The sequence below is a fragment of the Ruegeria sp. YTSA135 genome, from assembly GCF_059610165.1.
On sequence record NZ_JBXWNC010000016.1, the window covers coordinates 1 to 25,933 of the forward strand.

Genomic DNA, 25,933 nt, shown 5'->3' on the forward strand with positions numbered 1-25,933 from the left:
ACAGGCCAAGTAGTGGGGCCTTGCCATCAGCTCCGCCTCCGAGCGGTACGAGACTATGCCCAACCGAGTGCAAACGCGCCATTTCGTCAACTGGAACGCAGTAGCCGTGGGCTTCAAACTTCCGTCCCATCACGAACCTCCTTGCGGTCGATCCGCTTTGCCGGGTCGCGGTGTTTGTCGTTTGAAAGATATTTTAAGCTCATGCTCATTTCCTCAAGCTTGCGCTTTAGGTCAGAACACGTTGCATTTCAGAAAGTCCTGCCACAGACTGTAAAACGAAATGTCCCGTGCCCATGATGACCCATGGAGCGCGGGTTTCGTCTATGCGGCTGCCGGATTGACGCGGTTCTTATCGAGCCAATTCAAAACATCCCGACCGAGATACAGAACGCGACTGCCAGACTTGATGTAAGCCGGTCCTTTCCCATCATGACGCCACTGTGCCAGCGTCTGAGGGGCACCAACTGTGCGCATCTCAGGGGCAGAAGATGGATAGTAGTTGTCCGGTTCAATCTTCATTTGCAGCACCTCCTTTCTATCTAAGGTGCTGCCAAATTACTTGAGGCTATATTGGACAGCAGGTAGCGCTGTCCAACTTTGTTTAATCCCCGTACCTTCTCCAAGTTTGCCTGTTAGCGTCGGGGCTTGTGCCAAGACCGTATTTCTTAAACACGATGCGACCTGCGTTTAAATCACTATGTCCTGCGGCAATGAGCGGACGCATTTTCTCCACTATCGCTTCTCTGTCGGATCTGTGTTTTTCGGAAGAAGCAGTGCCACCGGCAGAGCTTGCGGAAATCCATTCTTCGCCTCTTTGAGCGTTATCTTCATGCGCGCATTTTAGACGATATTCTTTTTCCAGCGCACCTAGCTCAACACCTAGCTCAACGGCTTCAATCGAGAATGGATTTTGGCCGGTGTTCCCTGCTAGTTCACGGGCGCGTACTATATCGAATTGGCAAAGTGTAATTGCCATGCGACACGCATACCAAAGTGGCGAGTGATCCTCCCTTGGACACACAATCCGGGACGCAAGGCGGTAGCCATCGTTAAGGATTTTTTCAATGCTGGATGGATATGGGCGGCCACAAACCGCCACTTCAAACCATGTTCGATAAGCCTCTCCGCCATCCGGTGGAATAAGCCAAAATGGGTCTATCCCACCTCGATAGTAAACAGGCAAATCCTCATTTCCCAGAAAGTCCTTTTTCTCATTCTCAAAAATTTTGCGACACTCCCCTTCTATGTTCGAGCGGAGGTCGTGAAATTTGCGAATTGGGTACAGTTGAAAATTTCCTGGAACGGGTTTGCCGGTAAGGAAGTCGTGTCTGAATCGGTCATCAATTAAGGTTTCCTCACGGTTGTACGTTGTGATTCCTTTGCCAACGACGAGGTTTTTTCTCGGCCTCATATTCGAACCACCCTTTCACACGTGTGTTCACCTTCGGCTTTAGTCACCGTAGCTGCCAACACCTCCAAAGCTTCACGCTTTTCATCCCGATAAGTCGCGCGGTCGTAGATGGCGGTAACGCTACTGTCAGAGTGACCCAAAACTCTTTCCACAATAAACCTGTTAGCCTTCCCGGATTCGTTGCCGGTTGTCATCAGCGTTGCGGCGGTGCGCCGGATATCGTGAAAGCGCCAGTCTGAGGTTTCAGAGTTTTTTTGCAGGGCTGCTTTTAACTTCGAACCGGGCCAGATTGGTTTTTTCCCGTTCGTGGAAAACACGTAATCACCGCGCCGCTTAACGCTGGCAATCAGCGCTGCCAGCGCCTTTGATAGCGGAACCTCATGGGCTGTAGCGTTTGCGGTGCGTGTGGCCTTTACCTTGTCCTTGGGGATAATCCATACATCGCCCTGAATCTCGTCGTAGCGCATTTGGGCAACGTTACTGATCCGCTGGGCGCTCAGCATCAATGCCTGAGTGAAGGGGCCAAAGGGGTAAGGCGTTTCGCATGCCGTCGCATAGAGTGCGACCCACTCATCAGTTGATAAAACCCGGTCTCTATTCCCCGCCTTGGCCCCCACTTTCAGCTTTTCCCAAGGGTTGCTCTTTATCATCTGTTCTTCGGCACACCATGCAAGAAAGGGTCGTAGATAGCTGACAACAGCACCGGCCCGGATCGGAGATGATTTCTTGCTGACATGTGTTCGTAGGTCTTGGCCGTGGTGAAAGGAAAGGTCGGTAGCTCTGATGTGTCCGATGCGATCCTTGGCCCAAATATCCCAAACAGATTGAATGTCGTGCCATGTCCGCAACTCACCTTCGCGGGCAGCCTTATAGGCGTCGAACAGGTCGGAAACGGTCTTAGCGTTGTTATCGACCCGCATCGTGTGCGCCCGTTCTTTGGCTTCTTCCGCCAGCTTGCGGGCTTCTTTTACGCTGATATGAGGGAATGTTCCAAGGCGTTCACGCTGGCGGCGCTTGCCGCGCGGTATCACTACTTCCCATACCTTTTGGCCCCGCTTGCCAACGCGCAGCACAAGGCCTCGCACGATTTCGTCCCTGACCTCATAGCCCCTGTCCTTGGGCTTGAGTTCTTCGGCCTTGCGCTCGTTCAATCGGATCTTCATTTTTTGTGCGTTTTTTGTGCGTTTTGTGCGTTAGGTAGCGATACTTCTTAATATACCGGGTTATACAAACACTGCAATTACATAGGGATATATGTGTGCGTGTATCGTCAGATATTAAAGACCCACGAACTCCAAAACCGTAGGTCGCGGGTTCGAACCCTGCTGCCCCTGCCATTTAAACCAATTTCAAAAAATAGGTGCCGGCCTGTCAACTCTCAGTGCTGTGCTTTTTGGCGGTGTGCGAGTAACTTCCTTGCCGCGCAAAATCTATTCCATAGAGAAACCCGGAATGGTGCCAGCCTATAGGTCGATCTCGGTTTCCTACAGCGGCGGAATGGCATATGGTTCTGTGTATTGCGAACACGCGTAAGAGGACCCATGTCGCGCTTCGATGGATATTTCCTGCGGCAATTGCTGATTCTGTTTGGCTTTTTCACCCTGGTTCTGGTCGGCGTGTTCTGGATTACCCGATCCGTCAGCCTGTTTGACCGTGTCATCAGTGGCGGACAGTCCGCCATGGTGTTCCTTGAATTTTCGGCGCTGACCCTGCCGACGCTGATCCGGACCGTAATGCCGATGGCGGTTTTCGCCGCGGCTGTTTATGCCACCAACCGCCTCAGCCGCGAAAGCGAGATGACGGTGATGCTGGCCACCGGCTCCAGCCCCTGGCGCTTGGCGCGTGCAGTGTTTCTGTTCGGCCTTGTGGCGGGCCTGATGATGGCGGTCATCAGCGTCTTTCTGCGCCCGGCATCGGTTGAACAGCTTGAACAGCGGCAGGCCGAGGTCGCCGGGGACGTAACCGCGCAACTACTCAACGAAGGGGAATTCCTGCACCCTACCTTCGGCGTGACGGTCTATATCGGTGGCATAGATCTGGATGGCACACTGTCCGAGGTGTTCGTCTCGGATCGGCGGGACGCGCTGAACCCGGTCAGCTATTCGTCGAAAACGGCCTATCTGGTGAATAATGAAACCGGTATTCACCTGGTGATGCTGGACGGGATCGCACTGCGGCTGGATCGGCAAGACCGAACCTTGTCTTCGACCCTGTTCGAAGACGCGTCTTATGACATCTCCGCGCTTGCCAACACGAATACAATGTCCGAGCGCAGCCTTGAGGCGATCCCAACTATCGAACTTCTGCGGGATCGTGATGCGATTAGCACGGCCGAGGGCTTTACCACGGGCGAATTGGTCGATGAATTGCATCAGCGGTTCTCATGGGTTGCCATTTGCGTCGCTGTGGCGCTTGCCGGCTATGCAACACTGATGTTGGGAAGCTTTTCACGCTTTGGTCTTTGGCCACAGATTCTTGTGGCTTTCACCATCCTGGTCTTGCTTGAAGGCGTTCGGGGCTTTGTTTCCCCGGTGGTGATCGACGAACCCCAGCTATGGATGCTGTTGTATCTGCCAGCGGCCATGGGCATTGGCATCTCGTGCCTGTTTTTGTTGGTGGCCGGGCGGCCCTTGATGCGAAGGCGACACAAGAACACCCAAGGCACGGTTGCGCAGGTTTAGGGTGGTGAACGCAGGTCGGTCAGGCAGGTCAGGATATCGTTGCTGGTAGAGCTGCCTCGTCGTGTCACCAGGTAGAGCGGCAGCATGAGGTCGACGGTACCTGCCACGGGGATCAGATCGTTGGAACACAAGTGGTCTCTGATCACGTATTCGGGGAAATAACCGGTGCCACCCCGCCGCAGGACATAGCGCAAAGCCATCAGGCAGTTCCCCAAAAACACGGTTTGGCCGGCGGCCTGCCGCGCGGCAGTGCGCACGTGGTCCTGGTAGACCTCACCCAGTTCCAGATTGACGAAAACGGGATCGTCCGTTGCCGGAGTTTTGACAAGCCGCAGACGCTCGGGGTTCAGTTCATGTGATTCAATGCGCGGGTCATTCGGTCGTTCGTGGGTCAGTGCAGCGTCAAGAACATGGGTGGCAACCGCGTCGATCATATTTAGGTCGTGATCAAAGTTTAGCGTCAGCAGAAGTTGGCCAAACTTTTGTTCAAACTGCACTGCAAGATCGACCAGCAATGGGTCCCAGATACTCAGTTGCGCGCCAAGGCGTAAAGCCACCCGGTTCTGTGTCTGCGCGGGCAGATCGCGTGCTGCAAAGGACCACAGCGACACCATTTGCTCTGCATAGGGCCGGAACTGCCTGCCGAATTCGGTCAGGTTGGTACCGCCTGCGCCGCGGGTGAACAGGGGCTTGCCGGTTTCTTCTTCGATCTGCCGAATACGTGCACTGATGGCTGTCTGAGTTACGTTCATTTTGCGTGCGGCGGCGTGGAAACCGCCCGTATCAGCGACGCATAGAAAGGTTTCAATTGCTTTGAGTTGCATACCGAAAGTATTTTTTCATCGTTCTGATAAAATCAATTCATTTTTTTGAGTATTCGATCTGTATTATGCTGTCGCCAGCAGACTAGCAAAGGACCACGCCATGCTGGACAAAAGCCACAAACCCACCTGGACCAGTTTTGAAGAGGCAACGAGGGCCGATTGGGACGCCGTGATGGAATATGAAGAGGCTTACAATGCCGCTTTGCCCGATCGGATTCTTGACGCGATCCGGTCTTTGAATGAGGACTGGACGCCCTATCCAGTGAACCGCTATCAACACAGCTTGCAGGCCGCCACGCGAGCCTATGAGGATGGTGCGGATGAGGAACTGGTTGTCGCAGCCCTGATCCACGACACTGGCGACATCCTTTCACCCTACAATCACGGCGAACTGTCGGCGGCGATGATGAAGCCGTATGTCAGCGAGAAAACCTATTGGATTCTAAAGCACCACTGCGTGTTTCAGGGTTACTACTACAACCATCATCTGGGCGGTGATCGCAACGCCCGCGACAAGTATCGCGACAGTCCCTATTGGGAGGATTGCCGCTATTTCTGCCATGAATACGATCAGAAAGCCTTTGACCCGAACTATCCAACCAAACCGCTGGACTTCTTCGAACCCATGTTGCGTCGCGTCCTGAACAAGGGCGAGGGGCATATGGAGTTGAACGAAACGGCCGAAGATTAACAGGCGGCCATCAGGCGATACACGATTTGCGCCGCGGTAAAGTCCCAGGCGGCATTGCCGTCGGGGGCTAATTCGACCACGTCAAAACCCACGCATTTGCGGCCTTTCAGAGCGTGTTCAACCAATCGCAGCGCCTGATAGTACCCCAATCCGCCCGGTACAGGGGTTCCAGTGGCAGGCATCAGTGACGGGTCCAAACCGTCTACATCGAAACTGACGTAAACCAGCTTGGGAAAGTCCTCGGGCAGGTCCATGGTATGGATGCCGCATGTGACCAGTTCTTCGGCATCCACATGGAAAACATGGTTTTTCAGACGGCTCTGTGCCTCTTCGGCTGAAAATGCGCGGACGCCGAACTGGGCCAGGCGGATGCCTTCCTCGGCCAGCAGATGCATGACCGAGGCGTGCGAGTGTTTTTCGCCATGATAAGCGTTGCGCAGGTCGGCATGGGCGTCGATCTGGACAATACCAATCGGTTGAGTCAAGGCGCGCGCCACACCCATGACTGCACCGTAGCTAAGCGAATGCTCTCCACCCAGTGTCACCGGGACTTTGCCCGCACGAACGGCAGCCTCGGTCCGCTGGGCGAGGCGGGCCATCACCTCAGGCATGGGGCCGGTGCAATCCAGCGGTTTTTCGGTGAATATCCCCTCGACGCAGGGTTCAGCATGGCCGGTAATGCGTTCAAGTTCATTGCTGGCCTCAATGATCGCGCCTGGGCCTTTGGCGGTGCCAGACCCGTATGAGACGGTCCGCTCCAGCGGCACAGGGATTACCCGGAACCGGGCGTCTTCGGTACGCTCTGATGCGGTCAATTCACTATCGAGGAAAATGCTCATGAGAGTCTGACCTTAAAGTCGTTGTAGCCGAATTGTTTGACGATTTTCAGTTCGTCCGTTTCGCTGTTCCACAGCGCAATGGTCGGCAATGGAACACCGTTGAATGTGTTGGTCTTGACCATCGAATAATGGGCCTGATCCAGAAAGGCAAAGCGCTGTCCGATTTCCAGCGGTTTGTCCCATGTGTAATCCCCGATCACGTCGCCCGCCAGACAGGATGGACCACCCAACCGATAAGTGTGGCCCGCGTTGGCCTCATCCATCAGGGCGGGGCGATAAGGGGCTTCGATCACGTCGGGCATGTGGCAGGTTGCCGAAATGTCGGTGATCGCAAGGTTCATGCCGTTGGTCGGCAGGTCGAGGATTTCGCCGATCAGAATGCCTGCGTCCAACGCGATGGCCTCGCCGGGTTCCAAATAGACATCGACGCCGTATTTCTCTCGGATGGTCTGGATAAAGGCGACCAGCCCGTCGCGGTCATAGTCATCTCGAGTGATGTGATGGCCGCCGCCGAAATTCAGCCATTTCAACTGTCCGATATAAGGCGCGATTTTGGGTTCAACGGCCGCCCACGTGCGCTGCAAGGGGTCAAACCCCTGTTCACAAAGCGTGTGCATGTGCAGACCGTCGACGCCTCGCATCACCTCGGCGGTTAATTGGCTGACCGGTGTGCCAAGCCGTGAGCATGGGGCGCAGGGATCGTATTTTGGAATCTCGCCCTCGGAATGTTCCGGATTGATACGCAGGCCGACCTGAACGCCCGCCGCATGCGCCTTGGCCTGAAAACGCGCCTTCTGGGCCGGAGAATTGAAGATGATGTGGTCAGACAGCGAAAGGATTTCATCTATATCGGCGTTTTTGTACCCGGCGCAGAAGGTTGCGACTTCGCCACCATATTCTTCGCGACCTAAACGAGCCTCGTAGATGCCGCTGGCGCAGGTTCCACCCAAATACTGGCGCACCAAAGGGGCCAGCGAGAACATCGAAAACGCCTTGAGCGCGCTCAGGACATGCGCCCCAGACCGGGCACCGATGTCAGCAAGGACCGTCAAATTCCGTTCGACTGCTGTTTCGTCGACCACAAAACAAGGCGAGGGCACGCGGCCAAGGTCGAAATTGCGGAAGGCGCCGGCGTCTCCGGCCTGTGTGGTCATCATGTCGGACATGTCCGGCGTCTCCTATTGTGGAAAGGCCGGGGGGCTCTGCCCCCCGAAGCCCCCCCGGGATATTTTTTGGCCAGATGAAACAGGGCGGCCGCACAGACCATCCTGAGCGATCAGAATTCGACCGGGCCGTCGAGCTCGTGGACCTGCCAGGGCAGGCCATGTTCGTTCAGCATATCCATGAAGTCATCGGGGTCGAGCTGTTCCATGTTCCACACACCCGGCTCGGTCCAATTGCCTTTCAGCACCTGAGCCGCGCCGATCATGGCGGGGACGCCGGTGGTGTAGCTGACGGCCTGCGAACCGACCTCGGCATAACATTCCTCGTGATCACAGATGTTGTAAATGTAATAGGTCTTCTCGCCCGAGCCGTCCTTGGCCTGACCCGTGGCGATGTCGCCGATACAGGCCTTGCCCTTGGTTTCCGCGCCCAGATCGCCGGGATCTGGCAGCAGGGTTTTCAGGAACTGGATCGGAATGATTTCCTTGCCGTCATGCATCACCGGATCGATGCGGGTCATGCCGACATTCTGCAGCACTTTGGCGTGGGTGATATAGGCGTCCCCGAAGGTCATCCAGAACCGGGCGCGCTCGATCTCGGGGAAGTGGGTCGAGAGGGACTCCAGTTCCTCGTGATACATCAGGTACATGTTTTTGGGGCCGATGGCGGGGAAGTCGAACTCGACCCTATGGGTCATGGCAGGGCTTTGATGCCATTTGCCATTTTCCCAATGACGTACTTCGGCCAGAACTTCGCGCAGGTTGATTTCCGGGTTGAAGTTGGTGGCAAATTCCTGATCGTTCGAGCCGCCATTGGCGTCCAGCACGTCGATCTGCCGGATTGTGTCCAGCTTGTGTTTTTTCAGCCATTTGGCAAAGACGGATGTCACACCCGGATCGAAGCCCGAGCCTAGGATGGCCGTCAGGCCGGCCTCTTTGAAGCGCTCCTGATAGGCCCATTGCCAGTGGTATTCGAACTTGGCCTCATCCTCGGGCTCATAATTCGCGGTGTCGAGATAGTGGATGCCGGCCTCAAGGCACGCGTCCATCAGCACAAGATCCTGATAGGGCAGCGCAAGGTTCACGAGGATTTCGGCGCCGGTTTCCTTGATCAGCTTGACCGTGTCGGCAACTTTGTAGGCATCCAGTTCGGCGGTCTTGATATCGACGCCCACGCGTTCTTTCACCGAATTGGCGATGGCGTCACACTTGGCCTTTGTCCGGCTTGCCAAAGTGATTTCGGTAAAGATGTCCGAATTCATCGCCATCTTGTGCACGGCGGCGTGCGATACGCCACCCGCGCCAACAACAAGTGTCTTACCCATGGGAAAAATCTCCTTTCGCCGGGGTTATTCGTAATAGGTGTACCCGTTGATCGAGTCGCGATACGCGCCCATCAGGGTTTTGCGATCCTTGGCCATCAGAGTACCGGTCGAGATCGCCTCGTCCACCATTTTGCGGAAAGCTGCAACACAGTCCTGTGGGTCGAATTCGACATATGACAGGACCTGGCTGATCGTGTCGCCCTCTTGTTCATGCAGCAGATCAAAGCCACCGTCAGGGCGCAGGTCGATGGTGACAACGTTGGTGTCACCGAACAGGTTGTGCAGATCGCCAAGTGTTTCCTGATAGGCACCGACAAAGAAGACGCCCATGAAGTATTCATCGTCTTCGGGTAGGGAATGCACCGGCAGGCTGGGCGATACACCGTCGGCTAGGATAAACCGGTCGATCTTGCCATCGCTGTCGCAGGTAATATCGGACAGAACTGCACGGCGATCTGGGGCCTGGTTCAGATTTTGTAGTGGTACGATCGGGTGCAGCTGGTCGATGGCCCAGACATCGGGCAGGGATTGGAACAGCGAGAAGTTGCAGTGGTAGATATCGGCGACTTTCTCAAGCTGCTCGTCCACATCGGTCTCCAGACCATCAGTTGCAGCCAGCGCCTTGAGACGGGCCATGAGTGACAGGTAGATGCGTTCGGCGCGGGCCATCTGGCGCAGGTCTACGTATCCTCGCCGGAACAGGGCGCGCAATTCGTTGCGATAGAAAGTGGCGTCGTTCCAGCATTCCTGCAGACGGTCGCTGCTGAGGTACCCATGAACAGCCGCCAGATCGGAAACAAGATGGTGATCTTCGGGCTCCACCCTAGGGCCGTTTGGTGCATCATAAAGGGTGCTTTCCAGCACGTTGAAGACCAGCATCGAAGATGTCGCCACCACTGCGCGCCCGCTTTCGGTGACAAGTGTGGGATGGTCCACTTCGGCCTCATCCATTGCGTAGGCTACGGTTTCGACCACATTGGCGCAGTATTCCTCGACCGTGTAGTTGATTGAGTTCTCGGCCGCCTTTTTCTCGCCGGTGTAATCGACACCCATGCCGCCACCTAGGTCCAGATGCGTCAGCGGCACGCCCTCGCGCGTCATTTCGGTGTAGTAGCGACACGCCTCACCCACGGCGCGGCGCACATCGTTGACGTCCTGCACCTGAGACCCAAGATGTGAGTGCTGCAATTTCAGGCAATGCAGCAGACCTGCTGCTTGCAGCTTATCGATCGTGGCGACCAGCTGGTCGGTGTTCATGCCAAAGGCCGAACGGTCGCCCGAGCTTTCTTCCCACTTACCGCTGATCTGGTTGGTCAGCTTCACCCGTACCCCGATCAGGGGTTCGATACCCAGCTTATTATAGACCTCAATGACCGTATCGGCCTCTTTCGGGCTTTCCAGCACGATGACCGTGTTGAAGCCGATCTTGCGGGACAGGATCGCCAGCTGGATGAACTCAGCATCCTTGACGCCGTTGCACACGATCAGGGCCTCGGGGGCCAGGCGATGAGCCAGAGCAACCACAAGTTCCGGTTTTGAACCGGCCTCAAGCCCGTAGTTGTATGTCTTGCCAAATTCGACAATCCGGTCGACGACCTGGGCTTGCTGGTTCACCTTGATCGGGAAGACGCCGCGATAGTTGCCTTTGTAGCCGACGCGCGCGATGGCGTCGCTGAAGCTTTCGTTCAGATGTGCGATCTCGTGTTGTAGATAGGATGACACACGCAAAACCATCGGTGATTTGATGCCGCGCTGGTCCAGATCACGCAGGATACCGGGCAGGCTGATCGCCGCCGCTTCGGGTGCCATGGGATTGCGCAGACCGATCTCGCCATGTTCAGTTACCTCGATGAGATCTCTGCCCCATTTATCAACCCCGTAGATGGAATGCGGTGCGTCGGGCGTCTGTTTCAATCAAGTCGGTCCTTAAAGTGAGGGTGCCAATTCAGCGCCCGCCAATACGGCAGCTATTTGATTCTTCCAAGTGTAATCTATGTGACAGGATTTGCCGAATTTACGCGGCGGCGCGGATCGTTTAGAGGCTTTCAAGAAAACGGATCAGGGCGTTGCGGTCAGCTTTGGGCATGGCAACCACCTTGTCGCGGGCTGCCTGTGCTTCGCCTCCGTGCCATAGAATAGCCTCCAGCAGCGTTTGCGCGCGGCCGTCATGCAGAAACTGGGTATGACCCGAGACCTGCTTGGTCAGCCCAATTCCCCACAGCGGGGGTGTGCGCCACTCGCGGCCCGTCGTGCGCCCTTCGGGGCGGTTGTCGGCCAATCCCTCGCCCATGTCATGCAGCAACAGATCGGAATAGGGCCAAATCAGTTGAAAGCTGTGTTCGGACCGGTCCGGCATACGATGGGTGACAAAGGCGGGCGTATGACATGATGCGCAGCCTGTGTCGTGAAAAACCTGCTTTCCATGCAGCACCTGCGGGTCGTCCACATCACGTCGCGCCGGGACACCCAGATTGCGGCTGTAGAAGGCGACAAAGTCCATCCCCTCATGGCCGATCTCAAATACGCGGTCATCACCATCGCCATGCACCGCGTCAACGCAGTCAACCTGTGCTGCGGTACAATCGCCATGGGCTGCAGGATAGAGCGGGTTGGAGATTCCGATATCGCCAGCGAAAGCCGACGCAGATTGATCCATGATCGTGGGCATTCCAGCCTTGTGTCCGAACCGCCCGATCATCGGCGCGCCATACTCTATCGCCCACACGATATTCGGGCGACCTGAAACCCCGTCACCATCCTCGTCCTCGGGGTCGGCATTGGCCAGCAGATCTTTTACCGGGATGGCCTCAAGCAATCCAAGGCCGATCATCTGAGGCGCCACGCGCGGGCTGAGCATCGCCTCGGGGTGCAGCGGGCCGTAGCGCGGGTCAGCCACAGTGTAGGTTGGATTGCGCAGGGTGACGACCTCACCATCTGAAAGGGTCACGGGCACGTCTTCGTACGCGATGTCCAAACGGTATTCGGCCGGATGGCCTGGCAGGGCCAAATCCTGCATTTGACCGCCATAGGTCGGCTCGGGCTGCGTGGCTATGTAATCTTCGATTTCGGCGTAGTCTTCGCCACCGGGGATCGACACACGCAGGAACATCGAGATTGCGTTGTCATTCGGGCCGTTGGGCGTGTGCCCGCGCCCGTCCTTGATATGACACCGCTGGCATGATCGCGCATTGTAAAGCGGCCCCAGACCATCCGACGCTAGCGTCGACGCCGGAGAAGATACCCAGATTTTCTTGAACAATCCGTTGCCGACCTTGAAATCCAGCTCTTGCTCAAAACTCAGGTTGGCTGAGGGCTGAGAGAACGCATCCGCATCGGTCCGGGCGCGGACGGTGGCGGCCCCGGCAGACAGTTCCTCGTAGGGTTGCGGGGTGCTGAAATCGTCGGTGGCAGCGATGACGCCGGCGATACGCGCGCGTTCATCCTTGGTGCGGGGTTCGAAATTCAGGTGGAGATCTTGCAGCTCGGCTGCGGGGGATTGCGTGGCCGCCAGAGCGGCCACCGCTAGGGCAACGAGACTACTCGCCCTCGTCCATTTTCGATGCGTTAAGCTGCGCATAATTGGCTTCACCGATCCTTTCGTACAGGTCGAGCTGCGTTTCGAGGAAGTCAATATGGCCCTCTTCATCGCTGATCAGGTCCTCGAACAGGGACATCGATACGTAGTCACCAGCCTCGCGGCAGTATTCGCGTGCCTCGACATACAGGGTTCGCGCGTCATGTTCGGCGGCAAGATCACATTCAAGCGTTTCCTTGGGGGTCTGACCGATCCTCAGAGGGTCAAGTTTCTGCAGGTTGGGATGGCCTTCCAGAAAGATGATGCGTTCAATCAGCTTGTCTGCGTGCCCCATTTCTTCGATGGATTCTTCGCGGCTTTTCTGGGCCATATGGCCAAGGCCCCAGTCCTCCTGCAAGCGATAGTGCAACCAATACTGGCTGACGGCGGTAAGCTCATGCCGCAGAGATTTGTTGAGATAGTCTATGACCTTGGGATCGCCCTTCATCTGCACTCTCCTGTGATGCCTCGGTGCGCAACGCACGAAGCTGCATGGGTACTTCCAGATTATCGTTCGATCTCATCGTGTCCAGAAAAAGCGGCATGCATCCGCCGCAATCCGCTGATTTTCCAAGGGCATGGTAGATCTTGCCAGGGGTGATGATCGCTTCCGAATCCGAGGTTCGCATCCAGTTGATTGCGGCCCGGATATCGTGATCAGTTATGTTTGTGCAGTGGCATACGATCATGGCGAATCTGTGCTCAGAATATTTCCTACTTAATTAGTCAGTTTTATAATCCGGGTCCAGTCGAAATTGCAGTGACCGGCAGGCCGGACGCATTAGCGCCTACGTGGTCCTTACTGGAAAACCGCGTCCGGGTTATCCAAGCTGTCGGATCCTTCGAAGTCGATCTGATCCAACTCCAAAGTGGTCACGATACGTTCAATTCTTCGCGCCTGGTCAATCAGCCCGTTGACGCCACCCATGATCAATTGTTCGCCACCTTCGTTGCCGCGCTCAAGCATCTGGTCGTAGGCAAATCCGGCCTCAGCAGTTGACTTGATCCGCCCCAAAGCTTGCATCGTGTTGGCCAGCTTGGCCTTCATCTCGGCGTCCAGTGCCGGGTCTGATGCGATCACCAGGTCAGACAGCGAAGCAACGGAGTGCCGTCGATGCGCGTGTAACTTCCCAGATAAACGTTCTGAATGCCCAAGCCGTCGTAATAGTGGCTGTTATGGGTGTTGTCCGAGAAGCAATCATGTTCTTCCTCGGGATCGTTCAGCATCAGGCCAAGGCGCATGCGCTCGCCAGCCTGTTCACCATAAGACAGTGATCCCATGCCGGTCAGGATGGCCGCGACGCCTGCAGTTTCATCCGCACTCAGGTACTGAGCGCGGCGATCGCAGTTGCCGCCGGTGCAGCCGTCACTCTGAACATAGTCGGTGTAAGGACGGTTGCCTGCGCCCGGACCGTGGCCGTTCAGGTCTTGTCCCCACAGCAGGAATTCAATCGCGTGATAGCCCGTGGCAACGTTCGCCTCGATCCCGTCGGCCTCGTGAAGTGTCTCGCCCAGCAGTTCCGGGGTGATCTGACCGGCGTCGATGGTTTCACCTGAAAGCTCGAACAAGGGGTTGGCGATCACGTTCAGCGCGGCGAATTCGTTTTCATCGGTCGGATCGCCATACGCGGCGTCGACATAGTCGATTAGCCCCTCGTCCAGCGGCCACGCGTTCACCTTGCCTTCCCAATCATCGACGATCGCATTGCCGAAACGGTAAACCTCGGTCTGCTGATACGGAACGCGAGCGGTAATCCAGGCTGCACGGGCTGCATTCAGCGTGGCATCCGAAGGTTCAGCGATAAGGGCGTTCACGGCTTCTTGCAGCGCTTTGGCCGCGATCAGGCTGTCATCGTATTTCGCTTCGGCGATGTTGGCGTAGGTGTTCAGAACATCAGCCTTCGACGGCGCATCCGCTGCACCGGCAGCAGAGGGTCAGAATGCTGGTGGCGTTAAGAAATCGGATCATTTGGATGACATCTTCCTGTCAGAAACAAATTCACAGGCGTCGCAGACGACGCGTTTGGCGCAATAACTGGTAAAATAGTCAGTTATGTCAACCTAAGTATTCTTTTCGGAACGACCGGCCCAAGCGCTTTTCTCAATCTTTGGCTTTTTGGTCCAAATTGAGTTAAGATTGCACGCAAAAACCAAGACTCTGCGTGACCTTAAACTTCGTAGCATGGAGCACACGATTCCTTGTTGGGCGGTGTCCGATTATGAAAAGTCCCGCTGTCTATCTGACCCTGATGTCAGGGGCCGCATTGTTGTACCCTGATGAGGCTTTTGCGCAGGAAATCGGTACAGGCCGCATGGAAATCGTGTTTTCAGATACGGCTTTTTCGGTGTCACTAAACCTGCCAGCCACAGAAATTCTCGGGCCTGAACAACCATCAGAAAATAGTGCAGCCCAGACATCGATTGCAGTGGCGATTTCTGATCTGTCCGAACCGCTGAAACTGTTTGTGGTAGCTGATAAAGCGGGATGTTTCACTGCGGTGGCCAATGTCACGCTGTCAGCCGTGGGGCTGGGGCAGGCCACGGACACCGCGCAGGAATTAAGTGGAAACCAAAACGATTTTCAGGCTGAATACCAGATACGATGCCAGAACATCCAAGCAGTCGAGACCATGCGTTTTGCATTCTTTGATCGCTTCCCGAATGTTGAAAAGCTGCTTGTTTATGTCAATCGATCCGGTTACCGCGGTTCTAAGGAAATATCGCGGACTGCGCCTGATTTGTCGCTCTGATGTGCGCGCGCGCAACCACATCTGGCCGTATGTAGAAGTTTTACTGCAACTATGCCGATAGTATTGTGAAATGTTTTGGTGGAGCCTAGGGGAAACGCCGCCGAACGCCTAATACACTGATAGTAAACACTATTGCTGTGTGTTGGTTTGCAGTGTGTCTCACCCTAGTGTCACACTTTGAAGTGCGCAACCTGCTACGTCGAACTGTGCATGCCCAAACCTACACCGGACTACTGCCTTCTACTGGTGCGGCAGGTTGCGGCTGGCCTGCATTTGCTGAACATCGTCGGGCCAAGTGGAGCGTATGTAGGCCAGCACGTTCCATATGTCTTCGTCGGTCAGAGTGCTTTCAAAGCCGGGCATGCCACTGTTGAAGTCTTTAATACCGCGTGCTGCCAATGCGTCTGCTCCACCTATTTTGGTATACTCGAACAGTAGCTGGTTATCATGGTGCCATGTGTGCCCTGTCACGTCATGTGGTGGAGCAGGCAACACTCCGTCATCGTCGGGTGTCTGCCAGTTGGGTTGGCCTTCCAGATTAACTCCATGGCATGAGGCGCAGTGCTCTGCATAGAGTTCCTGCCCATTCGCAAGGTCTCTATCTAACAACTCATGGTCTGCAGCGACGCTAGTACCAATAATGCATATAGCGAGTGCACACAGGTGTTTATTCATCTCTACCTACCTTAACTCGGAAGCGTTAGTACGCTCGTGAGTGTGGCTGTTGTCGCCAAAACCACTAATACGACTATTGCCTCAACCTCGATAGATCGGGCGAGGTGTCGCGCTGCTTTGGCCTCTCCACTTTGCATGGACGGAACAAATCGGAGCTTGTTCGCGGCTGCGAGGAACAACAACAGCCCCACAAGGAACACTTTGAATAACAGTGCCTGCCCGTAGCCAGTGAACAAGAGCCCTTGGAGATTGCCGACAAGTAACCAAGCCATCCATAGGCCAGCACCGATCAAAGCCGGTACAACCAACGCGGCAGTTTGCCCAAACCTATGACCTAGTTCAGCAGCATCTGTCAGATGTTCAGGCATGAGAGCCATACTCCGCAGCGGGCTAAAGATGCCCACCCAGAAGGCTACACATAGCAGGTGCAACAGGAGCAAGAGTTTGACGCCAACACTCTCTAGATCAGGCACGTGCCCGATCTGTGCAAAGGACCACAAAGCCACCGTGCCACCCAACAATGCTATCCATAGACCAAAGTGAGGAATAGATAGTCCCACAAGGATCATCACTGCGCCAAAAACGCGGTAAACAAGTACGTCGCCTACGGATGTCTGCCAAAGTAGACCAAGCATGTCTGGATCGACCATGCCGTCAACTCCGCCTGTTAAGGCGGCCCCACGAAGCATGAAGCCAACCACCGTTGCGGCGAGAGCAAGGCACGCTAAGGCCCTAGCTTGGCGCTTCATCACTCGGTGTATCGGTGAGACAAAGCGGGAATAGAGGTAACTAATAATCACAAGCCCGGTGGACCCCGCAAAGCCGATGTAGAGCCCTAGCTTTGCGAGGATCGTGGCAATACCCCACATGTCTGGCATGCTCATTCCACGGTAAAGGAAAACTCGCCCTGCATCGCATGGCCGTCTTCACCTAAACCACGCCACTCGATGACATAGGTGCCCGTTCCATTGGTCGGCAGTGGGATCGTGAACTCCTGACCAAAACTTGTCTGGTCGCCCAAATCCAGGCTTACGGCCGAGTGTTCTTCATAGGCCATCTCTATCCGTGTCAGCCGGATATCCTTAGAGAAGTTGAGGCCAATTTCAGCGGGCACAGCGGTTATTGTAGCTTCGTCGGCAGGGGTTGTTTCTTCGACCTTGGAATGCGCCAGTATGCCGCTGGGAAGAGCAGCCATGAGTGCGAGCGTTATGATCTTTTTCATGGTCCAGTCCTCAATTTATCCCGTTGGCACGTTGAATTTCTCGAATGTACGCGATCACCATAGCAACGTCACCTCGCGTCAGACCTTCCACTGGCGGCATGTCTCCAAACTGCCAATGGTGGCTTCTTACACCTTGTGAAACCGCCCGCTGAAAGGCTTCATCGGCATGGTGGCTGGGTTCGTATATTTTGTGGATCAGAGGTGGTCCTGCGCCTTTTACACCGACCGCATTGACGCCGTGGCAGGAGGCGCAGGAGACCTCAAAGACACGCTGGCCGATTGCGGCATTACCGTCTATGGGCGGCATCTGAATTGCGACTATAGCATCGCCTTCAACTGCCTCCTGCGGCGCGGTCTCTTCGATTGAACCGGGCCGAAGGGTTATGAAAGCGGCGACGGCAGCGACAGTGCAAACGCCGACTAGTAAGTAACTTTTTTTCATGGAGTAATCCTGACATTTTGGAAGCTGATAGTGCTGCGGATCATTGCGAACAGCAGCACGCGCAGGTCGCAGATGTTCGCAAGGATTTACGCTGCTTCAAAGGTCAGGGGGCTTGTATGGGTTATCTGGTTCAATCGGCTTGGCTTGAGCTCCAATCTGGAACTCGGGTGCAATTTCACGTTGATCCTGCGCGGCTTCTCCGTTCTGGGCGAGCAAAACATTTGCTTGGCAGATAGAGGGATTACACTCGCTGGTTCCTGAACTGTCCGGGTCATGGTGGCCGTGTAGGGTCGATTTATCGGTGCTATTATTCGCCACGGAAGCGTGTTTCGCCGATTGCATGTGGCTTTCACAGTGAAGGCCGATGCAGCCATCTGATCGCGCGTGAGCAACGCCTCCGAACCCGGTCATGATGACCAGAATGCCAGCGAGTAGCAAAAGTGAGTATCGTCGGATGACCATGGTTTGGGACGCTACCGCACGAGAATACGTATGACAACGCCAGCCCTTTGGATTTTCAGATAACGACCAACTTTAGTTCGGGCAAATTATTGAAGCTCCCCCTTATTCTCAAACAGCATTACTAGAAGAACGTCTTACTAACCCTTTAACTGTAGTGATGTGGACGACGTTTCAGTAGAGCGTTGACTTGTGTCAAAGCGTCGGTTGCCAAGTGGTTGGTAAGGTGTTTTGCATATGGATGAGAGCCGCTGCATAAAAAACATCCGAAGAACGGTGACGCTTTTTGCCGTACTAATATCTATGGCCGCATGCACGGGCAGGCATCACCATGGTGACTGGCACGGCCACGGTGCAGAAGGTTGCTATGGACCTCATCACGACGTTATTAACGAGGCTCATTGTGGGGCATTTGAGTAATCTGCTTTGCAAGGGTGCACTCACAAGCAACCGGTTCAGTCACTTTATGTTTGGTGGTCGCGAGGCAGCTTTTGATTTTGTATCCAATACTGCAGTCATTGGCCCGATACTATGTAAAGTATTTTGTAAAACAAACAGATAGAGTTTCTCATGTCTTGTGTTCTTACCAAGGTCACTAATGTTGATAGTGATATAGGGTAATCATGTAGTTCGGTAAGTGTACCGGTGTACATCTCTCTGTGGATATCCGGTTAGCTACACTGTGCTATCTAATGTATATACAGCCATTAATTATTTTAACGTATATCGGTTTACTATCCGGAATGTATATACATTGTGTGGTGTTAGTATATTATCTGGTTAACTAATAGCATATATACATAGAATAGTATCCGGTATCTTAACAGTATTGTATATACAGTGCATAGCAATAGTACAGTGCGCTAGTTCATATTATATTGTATATGCAGTGCATAAGTATAGCGTTAGCCAAGCTATCATATCTCTATGTAATCTGAATTATTAACCGTGCAGCGGCAGACAGATGACACATTCGGTAAATGCAATCTGTCGGCTATTTGCTCATCTGAGGGAGGGATAAGCCAATATCAGCACAAGTGCACACATGATTGCAAAGAAGATAGATTATCTCGCATAAACGCACATGTGTCAAACTGTCCATTACGGCCATGGTTCCGCCCTTTAACACCCGGGTCATTTTATCTCCGGGATGCGGATGGTCAGTTTGAACCCGTACTCATTATCCGGTAAACCGATGCGCGGCTGATACCTAGGTGTTTAGCGATCTTAGTTGCGCCGACGCCTTCACCCGCCAGAGCAAGTACCTCATCCGACTTTGCCAAAGCAGTTGGTTTGCGCCCTTTATATTTCCCGGCAGCCTTAGCCTTAGCAATTCCTTCCCTCTGACGTTCCAGCATGATCTCACGCTCAAACTCGGCGACGCTTCCCAGCAGGTTCAACATCAGCTTGCCTTGAGCCGTTGAGGTGTCGAGACTAAGGCCCAAGATCGTCAGGTGTGCTCCAACGACCTCAAGCTGACTGCGGATTTCCATCAGATGGGCCATAGAGCGCGCCAAACGGTCCAACTTGGTCACCACTAGGTGATCGCCTTCCCGAATGAAGTTAAGCGCCTCTGTGAGCTTCTCACGCGCTCTCACGTCCACTGAGGATACCTGTTCGGTGAATACCTTCTCGCACCCGGCCCGTTTCAGTTCCCGAAGTTGAGCATCAAGCCCCGCTGTTTGATCCAAAGTGGAAGTCCTAGCATAGCCAACAAGCATGATTTGTTCCGTCTCTTAAAGTCTAAGATATTGAGATACATACCGTCTCAAAATTCATAGTCAACATCTGTGAGACACATTTTGCGTTTATGCCAGTTGTGTCGCTGGGGCAGGGTCTAGTGAGGCAGTTGTTGGTATGTAGTACGCCTTCAATCCACACTTTCCGTAAAATACTCCGACACCAACATTTCTTTGGCGTCATTGAGTTCATTTAGACCGATCATTACTTCCTCACCCCGTTCTCGGAGCCCACAGGCAATTACGAGCGCGGCAATGAAGCCGTACTCAACACAGGCATATAGCGACTTGTTATATTCGAACGCTCCCAGAGAGTGGAGAGCAACAAGCCCGACTTCGATTTTACCGTCCTCGCGTTCTTTATCTATCCGTAGATGCGGTAGGACAGATTTGGGATTTGGGTGAGCGCCGAAGTCTATGGATGCTTGGTAGGCTTCATTTATTAGCTGCTGCGCACCAACTGAAACGTCGTCTTGCGCCTCAATGAGCTTTGCGGCATCAGGAACCGCCGACCTAAAGGCTTTTCTGCAAGCGCCGCCTGCCTCTTCACTTTTGTGTCGGTTGAGCCAGATCGCATCTTTGTCGCTATCGTGGCCAACTAAATAGGAATAACATGCCGCTTCTAGTGACGTCCTCAGCAGTGGTAGCGTAGCTGTAGCGTGTCCTGATAGGGCCACTCGGGTTGCACTAAAAAGTAGCATACGTGCATGCATTGCGAGGATGCCTTGCGTTGCCCCCATCTTGAGGTTTCCTGCAAGAAGCCGTTCAGCAAAGAAACGGTCACAAAGCTCGATGCCTTGAATTAAGGCAGAGTGCTCATTGAGTGCCTCCAAATTGTTCTCGTCTGCCGAAGCAAGGTACTTCCGTAGTTCAGACATAGAAGCGTCCTTCATGGCGATGCTACCCCTTTGGTTGTTCTCAAATAATCAACGCACAAATCGATTAAGACGTTTGCGTTGTAAACTCACTTATTTCACCGAGGGGTTATGGGGGAGTTTGCCACTCAGGGGTCTATAGATAGGGGCTTAAAAAAATATGTCGGAAATTGTGGAGCATAGAGAAGTAATTGCATAGGTTGTGACGGCAAAGTGATTTTAGGTGCTTGATGACCCAAAAGCTAATTAGTGATCGACCGGTTCTAACGTACAACGAACGGGACTTTGGGAACCTGATGGGAAGGGTACTTTCCCCTTCGAGGCCGCTTCAGTCTGAAGAGTTTCTGAAAGGTCGACAGCGCCAATTGGCTGAGATGAAGCAGGCACTGTACCAGCCGGGGCGACATGTATTGATCCATGGGCTAAGGGGCGTCGGTAAGTCTTCACTTGCCCAGACCGCAGCATACAGCCTTTCAGAAGGCGGTGACCCAATACTGGTTGGCTGCGATCACCAAAGCACTTTTACATCCATTGTCCGTGAAATTTTTGATGAAGCCGAGAACCGTGATCCCAAAGTGCGTGAGCGCGCCACCGAGATGGGAGGTGCGTTTGAACGGTTTGGGATTTCGCTGGGCAGAATACAAACCGTTACTGAAGGTCCAGTTCAAGCGCCTGTGTCCACCAACGACGCTGTTAGGTTAGTACAATACCTTACCGATCACTTTACTCAATTCCCTGTAATCGTCGTGGACGAGTTCGACCTTATTACTGACGCAGAGGAACAGGAACGATTTGCCACTTTCGTTAAGCAAATCTCCGACAAGCACGTCAATGTTAAGTTCATCATTTGCGGTATCGGTGAAAGCGTAGATGCTCTGATGTCGGCGCACGCTAGCGCGGATCGGTATTTTCACACTGTTGGTCTTGGGCAGCTTCCTTGGGAAGCGCGTGTAGAGATAATGGGTGAAGCGGCTAACGCTCTTGGTGTGAATGTAAGCCGCGACACTGCTATTAGAGTAGCTAGGATATCTGATGGTTTCCCACACTACGTGCATTTTCTGTCCGAGATGTTGTTCTGGCGGATTTATCACGATGCTAGCGATGGCGATGAGACAACAGAGCATTTCGAAAATGCCATGGCCGACGCATCGCAATCCATGGAAATGAGGCAGAAGGGCCCGTACGAGAGGGCAATACGCAAATACAACAATGACTATGAAAGCGTGCTATGGGCTGCCGCTGATGGCCATGAGCTTCAACGCAGAAGCAGCGACATATTCGATAGCTACCAGCGCATAATGCGGGAAGGCGAGGCTGAAGCACTGGATCGTACGCGCTTCAACCAAAGGCTCAACAATCTGAAGAAAGATGCCCACGGCAATATCATGACGGGCTCTCGTCAGGGTTGGTACGAGTTCACCGAGAAAATGATCCGGGGCTATGTAAGGCTACGTGCAGAAAGGGCCGGTGTACGGCTTGATAAAGACCATCCCCGCGCCCAGACAATAACTAGCTCTTACTTCACGTGACCGCAAAGGCCTCTAACGCTTCCTTCGACTGATCAAGCGAATAGCCCTCTTTAAAGTAGACTTGGTGCGTCACACTCTGTCGCTCATGTCCAATGATAAACTGTATGCGTTCAGTTTCTACATTTGCCCTAGCTAACCGAGTTGCGAATGTGTGGCGAAGTCCGTGGAACACGTGCGCATCAGACTTTATGCCCAAGTTCGTTGTGAACGTACGGTTGAACCACTTGCTGAGCTTTCCTCCATAGCCGTGCTTCGGGTCGTATGTGAAGTCTGGAAACAGTCTACTATGGCCTTGCGCTTGGCGTTTAGCCACCAAGTCCAATAGACCTAGTTCAATTAGCTTCGAATGGATCGGTACGCTTCGGTCCGCTGCATCGCTCTTTAGTCGTTTATTGTCTTCGCCTTCTTCGGTAAAGTCGATCACCCACATCCCGCTGTCGCGTCGAATGTCTTTGATTTGCAGCTGCGCTACTTCGTTCTGGCGTGCACCACTGAACATTGCGATCAGTGTAGCCCACCGATGGCTTTCTTTTTTGAAGAACTTGCTGTGTGGGTCTGTTAGGGCATCGTACGTCTTCTGTAGTGCGTCCTGTGTGAAGGGTGCACGATCCTTGATGGCACCTCCCTTTCTCTTCACAGTCAGGTCTTGGAACAGCGCGTCTTGTGCGTAACCATGCGCCTCTGCCCACACCCAGAAGTTTTTGTAGGTGCTTAGATAGCTGTTCACTGTGGCGTTGCTGATACGTTGCACATCTTCTAGTGCTATCGCCTCACGCAATGTCAGTCCTTGTGTGGCTGCGGACTTAGCTCTGTTCGCTGGTAAGGACAAAACCGCATTCTTTAGCTCTGCCGCTTCTTTCTTGCCAACTTGGTTCATGCCGCAATCTGCACCAAACCATTCTACAGCAATTGCCAATCCCGCTCGGCGTTTCTGAACTGTTCCGGGCGTCCAGTTTCCGATCTTCGCCTGCTCGGTGAAATAGGCTTCAACAGCTTGAGAAAGCGTAGGGCCGGTATGCTGGGGCGGCGTTGTTGTGTTGGGTGCTTCAGTGGCCTTCTCTGCGGCTATGAAGTCGTATTTCTCAAAGGTCTTATCGTGTTCCAATAGGGCTTTGGCTTGTGCTAATTGAGCTTTCTTGATTTCACCTAAAATCAGAAAGGCGTCTTCCCGCGTCTTGGGCTGTTCAACACCCGCGCCGTTACAGAACTTATCAAGTTCTAAGCGGGCGTAGTCTCTGCCAAGCAAGTCCCAATAGTCTTCATTGTCCGCTTCATAGTAGCGGATGGTTTCTATCAGGCGCTCTTTCTCATGCCGGGTATAGGGTCCGAGTTCGTCCCTGCGTGCCTTTGCCTTTTGCACTACTCTCTTGAAGTGCTCATGCACCTTTGTGCGCAGTTCGCCGTGGTTCATGCCCGATGCTTTAATATGGTTAGTTAGCGTTTCGCCGCACACTGCAAGATGCCGCGCCAGACTACCAGCCTCTTTTGGACATCTCGTACGCAACGACACCCTGAGGGTACTTCGCGTGGTGCTTGGTCTAGTGTGGGGTTTTGGTCTTGTGTTGGGCAGTGGCCAACGAAAGTAGTAGATGCCGTGTCGGGACAGTGAGAGATACGCATGCAGCTTCATTTTGTGTCACACCTGTGTGTCACACCGCTCTAATGCATACTATCTAGTTGTATTGTTAGGTTTTGGTGGAGCCTAGGGGAGTCGAACCCCTGACCTCTTGCATGCCATGCAAGCGCTCTCCCAACTGAGCTAAGGCCCCATTCAGGTACTGCCGAAGCAGTGGACGGACGTTTATGAGACGGCGGCTGCGAGTGCAAGTCCAAAAATGGAAATCCGCAAAACTTTCCGCGGTGCGTCCGTGGGGGCATGAGGCGGCAAGGCGCCGCCTCTGACCGGTTTCAGTTCTCGTCTTCCGAGGACATGTCGGTGATATCGTCCAGCGAGACTTTATCACTATCGTCGTCATCATCGTCCAGCAGATCGTCGTCCAGTTCGACGTCAACATTGTCGTCATCATCCAGAACCAGATCGTCGTCCGATGATTCTTTGCGCGCTTTGGCCGATGCGGCGTCTTCCGCGTCAGCGGCGATCATCCGGCTTTTGCCGGTCTCAAGCTCAACGATCTCGCCGGTATAGGGGCTGATGATCGGGTCCTTGTTCAGGTCGTAAAACCGCTTACCAGTGGTCGGGCAAACGCGCTTTACGCCCCATTCTTCCTTGGGCATGTCAAATCCCCTTGATATCAGGTGAGTCGTAATAATGATTCAGGTCACGTGCCACATGCGGCGGGCACTGTCAAAGCCTTTGAGCAGGAGAAACAGGCATATGGGAGATCACGCATTGCCGGGAACGCCTCCGGTGCCGCTGACGCTGCGTAAATCGGCGCGGGCGCGGCGGATCAGTCTTCGGATTTCCCAATTGGACGGGCGGGTTACGCTGACCTATCCGCAAGGCGTTCCTGAGGCAGAAGCGTTGAGTTTTGCGCGCACGAAAGAAGAGTGGATACGCCGACATTTGGACGACCAACCCGACCCGGCTGTGGTTCAATTCGGTCAAACCATTCCCATTGAGGGTCTGGAACGACGAATCGTTCCCGCACAGGGGCGACGTGTCCAACTGCAAGGCGACGAGATTGCGGTTCCAAAAGGCGCCGAAGCGCGGCGACTGGCACGTTTTCTTAAGGAATTGGCGCGGGACCGTCTGACCGGGGCCTGCGATGACTATGCGGCAATGCTGGGCCGGTCCTACTCTGGCCTGACCATTCGCGATACGCGATCGCGCTGGGGGTCTTGCAGCTCAGCCGGGGGGCTGATGTTTTCATGGCGTCTGATTCTCGCCCCGTCCGATATCCTGCACTACGTGGCGGCGCACGAGGTCGCGCACTTGATTGAGATGAATCATTCACCCGCATTCTGGGCGCAGGTTGAGCGGATTTTCGGTGACTACAGCGACCAGCGGCGATGGTTGCGCGACAACGGGGCAAAGCTGCATCAATACAGATTCGACGCGGTCATGAGTTGACCCTGCCGTCATTTGTGATCACATAAGCGGATGTTGACCACGCGCACTTCTGAATCCCAGACCGCCACACATGACCGCGTGTATCGCACCCTGCGCGCGCGCATTATGCACGGTGAGATAGCACCGGGGCAGGCGTTGACGCTGCGTGGGATCGGCAAGGAATTCGGCGTGTCGATGACCCCGGCGCGTGAGACTGTGCGTCGGTTGGCCGCCGAAGGGGCCCTGTTCCTGTCCTCTTCGGGCCGTGTTTCGACGCCAGAGTTGACCAATGACCGGATCGAAGAACTTGCCGCCCTGCGCGCGCTGCTTGAGGTCGAACTGGCCAGCCGTGCTCTGCCACGGGCGCATATGGCTTTGATCGATCGCCTGCAAAGCATCAATGTAACCGTGGCTGAGATGGTCACCAAACGGGATGCCGTCGGCTATATCCGCAGCAATCTGGAGTTTCACCGCACGCTTTATCTCCGGGCGCAAGCCCCGGCGATGTTGGCGATTGCGGAAACTGTCTGGCTGCAACTTGGCCCCACGATGCGCGCGCTTTACGGCCGGTTGCGGCGTACCGAACCGCCGCATAACCATAAGCTGATCATCGCCGCCCTACAGGCCGGGGATGAGCCCGGATTGCGTCTGGCGGTCCGTTCGGACGTGACCCAGGGCCTGCGCTTGCTGGTCAGCTAGGCGGCTTGTTGCCGAAGCTCTGAAA

General features: G+C 54.4%; 25 protein-coding genes, 1 tRNA gene and 1 pseudogene. 6 read left to right on the top strand and 21 right to left on the bottom strand.

Annotation, left to right across the window (positions count from 1 at the left end):
* Positions 1-321: 321 nt before the first annotated feature.
* The 3 genes from AC2FIT_RS17930 to AC2FIT_RS17940 all read right to left on the bottom strand — a co-directional run bounded on the left by AC2FIT_RS17930 (position 322) and on the right by AC2FIT_RS17940 (position 2,574).
* The gene (locus tag AC2FIT_RS17930; protein WP_496831395.1) at positions 322-519 is read right to left on the bottom strand and encodes a MerR family transcriptional regulator; all 198 of its coding nucleotides are present in this window, start codon (positions 517-519) and stop codon (positions 322-324) included.
* 82 nt (positions 520-601) lie between these two features.
* On the bottom strand, positions 602-1,411 hold the full coding sequence (locus AC2FIT_RS17935; RefSeq protein WP_496831396.1) for a hypothetical protein: 810 nt from the start codon (positions 1,409-1,411) through the stop codon (positions 602-604).
* Positions 1,408-2,574 carry a tyrosine-type recombinase/integrase gene (locus AC2FIT_RS17940; protein ID WP_496831397.1) on the bottom strand — a complete coding sequence of 389 codons (1,167 nt, stop codon included), beginning with the start codon at positions 2,572-2,574 and terminating at the stop codon, positions 1,408-1,410. Before AC2FIT_RS17940 ends, AC2FIT_RS17935 begins: the two co-directional genes overlap by 4 nt.
* 378 nt (positions 2,575-2,952) lie before the next feature.
* Between AC2FIT_RS17940 and lptF the strand changes: the two genes are divergently transcribed.
* Entirely contained in the window at positions 2,953-4,092 is a 1,140-nt protein-coding gene (gene lptF / locus AC2FIT_RS17945) for an LPS export ABC transporter permease LptF (protein ID WP_496831398.1), read from the top strand.
* Here the strand turns inward: lptF and AC2FIT_RS17950 are convergent.
* Positions 4,089-4,916 carry a LysR family transcriptional regulator gene (locus AC2FIT_RS17950; protein ID WP_496831399.1) on the bottom strand — a complete coding sequence of 276 codons (828 nt, stop codon included), beginning with the start codon at positions 4,914-4,916 and terminating at the stop codon, positions 4,089-4,091. The genes lptF and AC2FIT_RS17950 overlap by 4 nt on opposite strands.
* 100 nt (positions 4,917-5,016) lie before the next feature.
* Between AC2FIT_RS17950 and AC2FIT_RS17955 the strand changes: the two genes are divergently transcribed.
* Positions 5,017-5,607: an HD domain-containing protein gene (locus tag AC2FIT_RS17955; protein ID WP_496831400.1), complete on the top strand. Its 591-nt coding sequence runs from the start codon at positions 5,017-5,019 to the stop codon at positions 5,605-5,607.
* Here AC2FIT_RS17955 and speB read toward each other — a convergent pair.
* From speB to AC2FIT_RS17995, 8 genes and pseudogenes are all read right to left on the bottom strand, one after another.
* The gene (speB, locus tag AC2FIT_RS17960) at positions 5,604-6,446 is read right to left on the bottom strand and encodes an agmatinase (RefSeq protein WP_496831401.1); all 843 of its coding nucleotides are present in this window, start codon (positions 6,444-6,446) and stop codon (positions 5,604-5,606) included. The genes AC2FIT_RS17955 and speB overlap by 4 nt on opposite strands.
* The gene (gene nspC, locus AC2FIT_RS17965) at positions 6,443-7,612 is read right to left on the bottom strand and encodes a carboxynorspermidine decarboxylase (RefSeq protein ID WP_496831402.1); all 1,170 of its coding nucleotides are present in this window, start codon (positions 7,610-7,612) and stop codon (positions 6,443-6,445) included. Before nspC ends, speB begins: the two co-directional genes overlap by 4 nt.
* Before the next feature lie 110 nt (positions 7,613-7,722).
* Positions 7,723-8,934, bottom strand: a complete 1,212-nt coding sequence (locus tag AC2FIT_RS17970) for a saccharopine dehydrogenase family protein (RefSeq protein ID WP_496831403.1) — start codon at positions 8,932-8,934, stop codon at positions 7,723-7,725.
* A gap of 24 nt (positions 8,935-8,958) precedes the next feature.
* Positions 8,959-10,848 carry a biosynthetic arginine decarboxylase gene (speA, locus tag AC2FIT_RS17975; RefSeq protein WP_496831404.1) on the bottom strand — a complete coding sequence of 630 codons (1,890 nt, stop codon included), beginning with the start codon at positions 10,846-10,848 and terminating at the stop codon, positions 8,959-8,961.
* A gap of 121 nt (positions 10,849-10,969) precedes the next feature.
* Positions 10,970-12,511, bottom strand: a complete 1,542-nt coding sequence (locus AC2FIT_RS17980; RefSeq protein WP_496831405.1) for a di-heme oxidoreductase family protein — start codon at positions 12,509-12,511, stop codon at positions 10,970-10,972.
* Positions 12,471-12,956: a bacterioferritin gene (gene bfr, locus AC2FIT_RS17985; protein WP_068339295.1), complete on the bottom strand. Its 486-nt coding sequence runs from the start codon at positions 12,954-12,956 to the stop codon at positions 12,471-12,473. The genes AC2FIT_RS17980 and bfr overlap by 41 nt, the downstream gene beginning before the upstream one ends.
* Positions 12,904-13,197: a (2Fe-2S)-binding protein gene (locus AC2FIT_RS17990; RefSeq protein ID WP_496831406.1), complete on the bottom strand. Its 294-nt coding sequence runs from the start codon at positions 13,195-13,197 to the stop codon at positions 12,904-12,906. Before AC2FIT_RS17990 ends, bfr begins: the two co-directional genes overlap by 53 nt.
* Positions 13,198-13,307: 110 nt before the next feature.
* Positions 13,308-14,434 (bottom strand): annotated as a pseudogene (locus AC2FIT_RS17995) (imelysin family protein); the annotation flags it as partial.
* Between the two features lie 341 nt (positions 14,435-14,775).
* Here AC2FIT_RS17995 and AC2FIT_RS18000 point away from each other — a divergent pair.
* Positions 14,776-15,258 carry a ZrgA family zinc uptake protein gene (locus AC2FIT_RS18000; protein ID WP_496831407.1) on the top strand — a complete coding sequence of 161 codons (483 nt, stop codon included), beginning with the start codon at positions 14,776-14,778 and terminating at the stop codon, positions 15,256-15,258.
* Positions 15,259-15,498: 240 nt separating this feature from the next.
* Here the strand turns inward: AC2FIT_RS18000 and AC2FIT_RS18005 are convergent, their stop codons facing one another.
* The 6 genes from AC2FIT_RS18005 to AC2FIT_RS18030 form a co-directional block, all read right to left on the bottom strand.
* On the bottom strand, positions 15,499-15,933 hold the full coding sequence (locus AC2FIT_RS18005; RefSeq protein ID WP_496831408.1) for a c-type cytochrome: 435 nt from the start codon (positions 15,931-15,933) through the stop codon (positions 15,499-15,501).
* A gap of 11 nt (positions 15,934-15,944) precedes the next feature.
* A complete protein-coding gene (locus AC2FIT_RS18010; RefSeq protein WP_496831409.1) occupies positions 15,945-16,811 on the bottom strand; it encodes a CopD family protein in 867 nt (288 codons plus the stop codon).
* A gap of 2 nt (positions 16,812-16,813) precedes the next feature.
* On the bottom strand, positions 16,814-17,155 hold the full coding sequence (locus tag AC2FIT_RS18015; RefSeq protein ID WP_496831410.1) for a copper resistance CopC family protein: 342 nt from the start codon (positions 17,153-17,155) through the stop codon (positions 16,814-16,816).
* A gap of 10 nt (positions 17,156-17,165) precedes the next feature.
* Positions 17,166-17,597, bottom strand: coding sequence for a c-type cytochrome (locus tag AC2FIT_RS18020; protein ID WP_496831411.1), 432 nt, complete (start codon positions 17,595-17,597; stop codon positions 17,166-17,168).
* A gap of 1,619 nt (positions 17,598-19,216) precedes the next feature.
* Positions 19,217-19,777 (bottom strand): recombinase family protein, encoded by a 561-nt coding sequence (locus AC2FIT_RS18025; RefSeq protein WP_496831412.1) that lies wholly within the window; start codon positions 19,775-19,777, stop codon positions 19,217-19,219.
* A gap of 149 nt (positions 19,778-19,926) precedes the next feature.
* Positions 19,927-20,673 (bottom strand): hypothetical protein, encoded by a 747-nt coding sequence (locus AC2FIT_RS18030; RefSeq protein ID WP_496831413.1) that lies wholly within the window; start codon positions 20,671-20,673, stop codon positions 19,927-19,929.
* A gap of 293 nt (positions 20,674-20,966) precedes the next feature.
* On the opposite strand from AC2FIT_RS18030, the gene AC2FIT_RS18035 reads away from it, so the two are divergent.
* On the top strand, positions 20,967-22,199 hold the full coding sequence (locus AC2FIT_RS18035; protein WP_496831507.1) for an AAA family ATPase: 1,233 nt from the start codon (positions 20,967-20,969) through the stop codon (positions 22,197-22,199).
* Here AC2FIT_RS18035 and AC2FIT_RS18040 read toward each other — a convergent pair.
* The 3 genes from AC2FIT_RS18040 to AC2FIT_RS18050 all read right to left on the bottom strand — a co-directional run bounded on the left by AC2FIT_RS18040 (position 22,192) and on the right by AC2FIT_RS18050 (position 24,434).
* Complete coding sequence (locus AC2FIT_RS18040) at positions 22,192-23,610, bottom strand: site-specific integrase (RefSeq protein ID WP_496831414.1); 1,419 nt, start codon at positions 23,608-23,610, stop codon at positions 22,192-22,194. The two genes, AC2FIT_RS18035 and AC2FIT_RS18040, sit on opposite strands and share 8 nt — an antisense overlap.
* 282 nt (positions 23,611-23,892) lie before the next feature.
* Positions 23,893-23,968, bottom strand: a tRNA-Ala gene (locus tag AC2FIT_RS18045).
* A 139-nt stretch (positions 23,969-24,107) separates the two neighbouring features.
* Positions 24,108-24,434, bottom strand: a complete 327-nt coding sequence (locus AC2FIT_RS18050; protein ID WP_496831415.1) for a TIGR02300 family protein — start codon at positions 24,432-24,434, stop codon at positions 24,108-24,110.
* A gap of 100 nt (positions 24,435-24,534) precedes the next feature.
* On the opposite strand from AC2FIT_RS18050, the gene AC2FIT_RS18055 reads away from it, so the two are divergent.
* Positions 24,535-25,230: a M48 family metallopeptidase gene (locus AC2FIT_RS18055; RefSeq protein WP_496831416.1), complete on the top strand. Its 696-nt coding sequence runs from the start codon at positions 24,535-24,537 to the stop codon at positions 25,228-25,230.
* Between the two features lie 30 nt (positions 25,231-25,260).
* Positions 25,261-25,908 carry a GntR family transcriptional regulator gene (locus AC2FIT_RS18060; protein ID WP_068339278.1) on the top strand — a complete coding sequence of 216 codons (648 nt, stop codon included), beginning with the start codon at positions 25,261-25,263 and terminating at the stop codon, positions 25,906-25,908.
* The last annotated feature ends 25 nt before the right edge of the window (positions 25,909-25,933 follow it).

What these genes read in the sequence shown, in the direction of transcription:
- lptF (WP_496831398.1), top strand. Translation starts at nt 2,953, where the DNA reads ATGTCGCGCTTCGATGGATATTTCCTGCGGCAATTGCTGATTCTGTTT.
- AC2FIT_RS17955 (WP_496831400.1), top strand. Translation starts at nt 5,017, where the DNA reads ATGCTGGACAAAAGCCACAAACCCACCTGGACCAGTTTTGAAGAGGCA.
- AC2FIT_RS18020 (WP_496831411.1), bottom strand. Translation starts at nt 17,597, where the DNA reads ATGAAAAAAAGTTACTTACTAGTCGGCGTTTGCACTGTCGCTGCCGTC.
- AC2FIT_RS17930 (WP_496831395.1), bottom strand. Translation starts at nt 519, where the DNA reads ATGAAGATTGAACCGGACAACTACTATCCATCTTCTGCCCCTGAGATG.
- nspC (WP_496831402.1), bottom strand. Translation starts at nt 7,612, where the DNA reads ATGTCCGACATGATGACCACACAGGCCGGAGACGCCGGCGCCTTCCGC.
- AC2FIT_RS18060 (WP_068339278.1), top strand. Translation starts at nt 25,261, where the DNA reads ATGTTGACCACGCGCACTTCTGAATCCCAGACCGCCACACATGACCGC.
- AC2FIT_RS18035 (WP_496831507.1), top strand. Translation starts at nt 20,967, where the DNA reads ATGGGAAGGGTACTTTCCCCTTCGAGGCCGCTTCAGTCTGAAGAGTTT.
- bfr (WP_068339295.1), bottom strand. Translation starts at nt 12,956, where the DNA reads ATGAAGGGCGATCCCAAGGTCATAGACTATCTCAACAAATCTCTGCGG.
- AC2FIT_RS17980 (WP_496831405.1), bottom strand. Translation starts at nt 12,511, where the DNA reads ATGCGCAGCTTAACGCATCGAAAATGGACGAGGGCGAGTAGTCTCGTT.
- AC2FIT_RS18025 (WP_496831412.1), bottom strand. Translation starts at nt 19,777, where the DNA reads ATGCTTGTTGGCTATGCTAGGACTTCCACTTTGGATCAAACAGCGGGG.
- AC2FIT_RS18015 (WP_496831410.1), bottom strand. Translation starts at nt 17,155, where the DNA reads ATGAAAAAGATCATAACGCTCGCACTCATGGCTGCTCTTCCCAGCGGC.
- AC2FIT_RS18040 (WP_496831414.1), bottom strand. Translation starts at nt 23,610, where the DNA reads ATGAACCACGGCGAACTGCGCACAAAGGTGCATGAGCACTTCAAGAGA.
- speB (WP_496831401.1), bottom strand. Translation starts at nt 6,446, where the DNA reads ATGAGCATTTTCCTCGATAGTGAATTGACCGCATCAGAGCGTACCGAA.
- AC2FIT_RS17950 (WP_496831399.1), bottom strand. Translation starts at nt 4,916, where the DNA reads ATGCAACTCAAAGCAATTGAAACCTTTCTATGCGTCGCTGATACGGGC.
- AC2FIT_RS18055 (WP_496831416.1), top strand. Translation starts at nt 24,535, where the DNA reads ATGGGAGATCACGCATTGCCGGGAACGCCTCCGGTGCCGCTGACGCTG.
- AC2FIT_RS17940 (WP_496831397.1), bottom strand. Translation starts at nt 2,574, where the DNA reads ATGAAGATCCGATTGAACGAGCGCAAGGCCGAAGAACTCAAGCCCAAG.
- AC2FIT_RS18010 (WP_496831409.1), bottom strand. Translation starts at nt 16,811, where the DNA reads ATGCCAGACATGTGGGGTATTGCCACGATCCTCGCAAAGCTAGGGCTC.
- AC2FIT_RS17935 (WP_496831396.1), bottom strand. Translation starts at nt 1,411, where the DNA reads ATGAGGCCGAGAAAAAACCTCGTCGTTGGCAAAGGAATCACAACGTAC.
- AC2FIT_RS18050 (WP_496831415.1), bottom strand. Translation starts at nt 24,434, where the DNA reads ATGCCCAAGGAAGAATGGGGCGTAAAGCGCGTTTGCCCGACCACTGGT.
- AC2FIT_RS17970 (WP_496831403.1), bottom strand. Translation starts at nt 8,934, where the DNA reads ATGGGTAAGACACTTGTTGTTGGCGCGGGTGGCGTATCGCACGCCGCC.
- AC2FIT_RS18005 (WP_496831408.1), bottom strand. Translation starts at nt 15,933, where the DNA reads ATGAATAAACACCTGTGTGCACTCGCTATATGCATTATTGGTACTAGC.
- AC2FIT_RS17990 (WP_496831406.1), bottom strand. Translation starts at nt 13,197, where the DNA reads ATGATCGTATGCCACTGCACAAACATAACTGATCACGATATCCGGGCC.
- AC2FIT_RS18030 (WP_496831413.1), bottom strand. Translation starts at nt 20,673, where the DNA reads ATGTCTGAACTACGGAAGTACCTTGCTTCGGCAGACGAGAACAATTTG.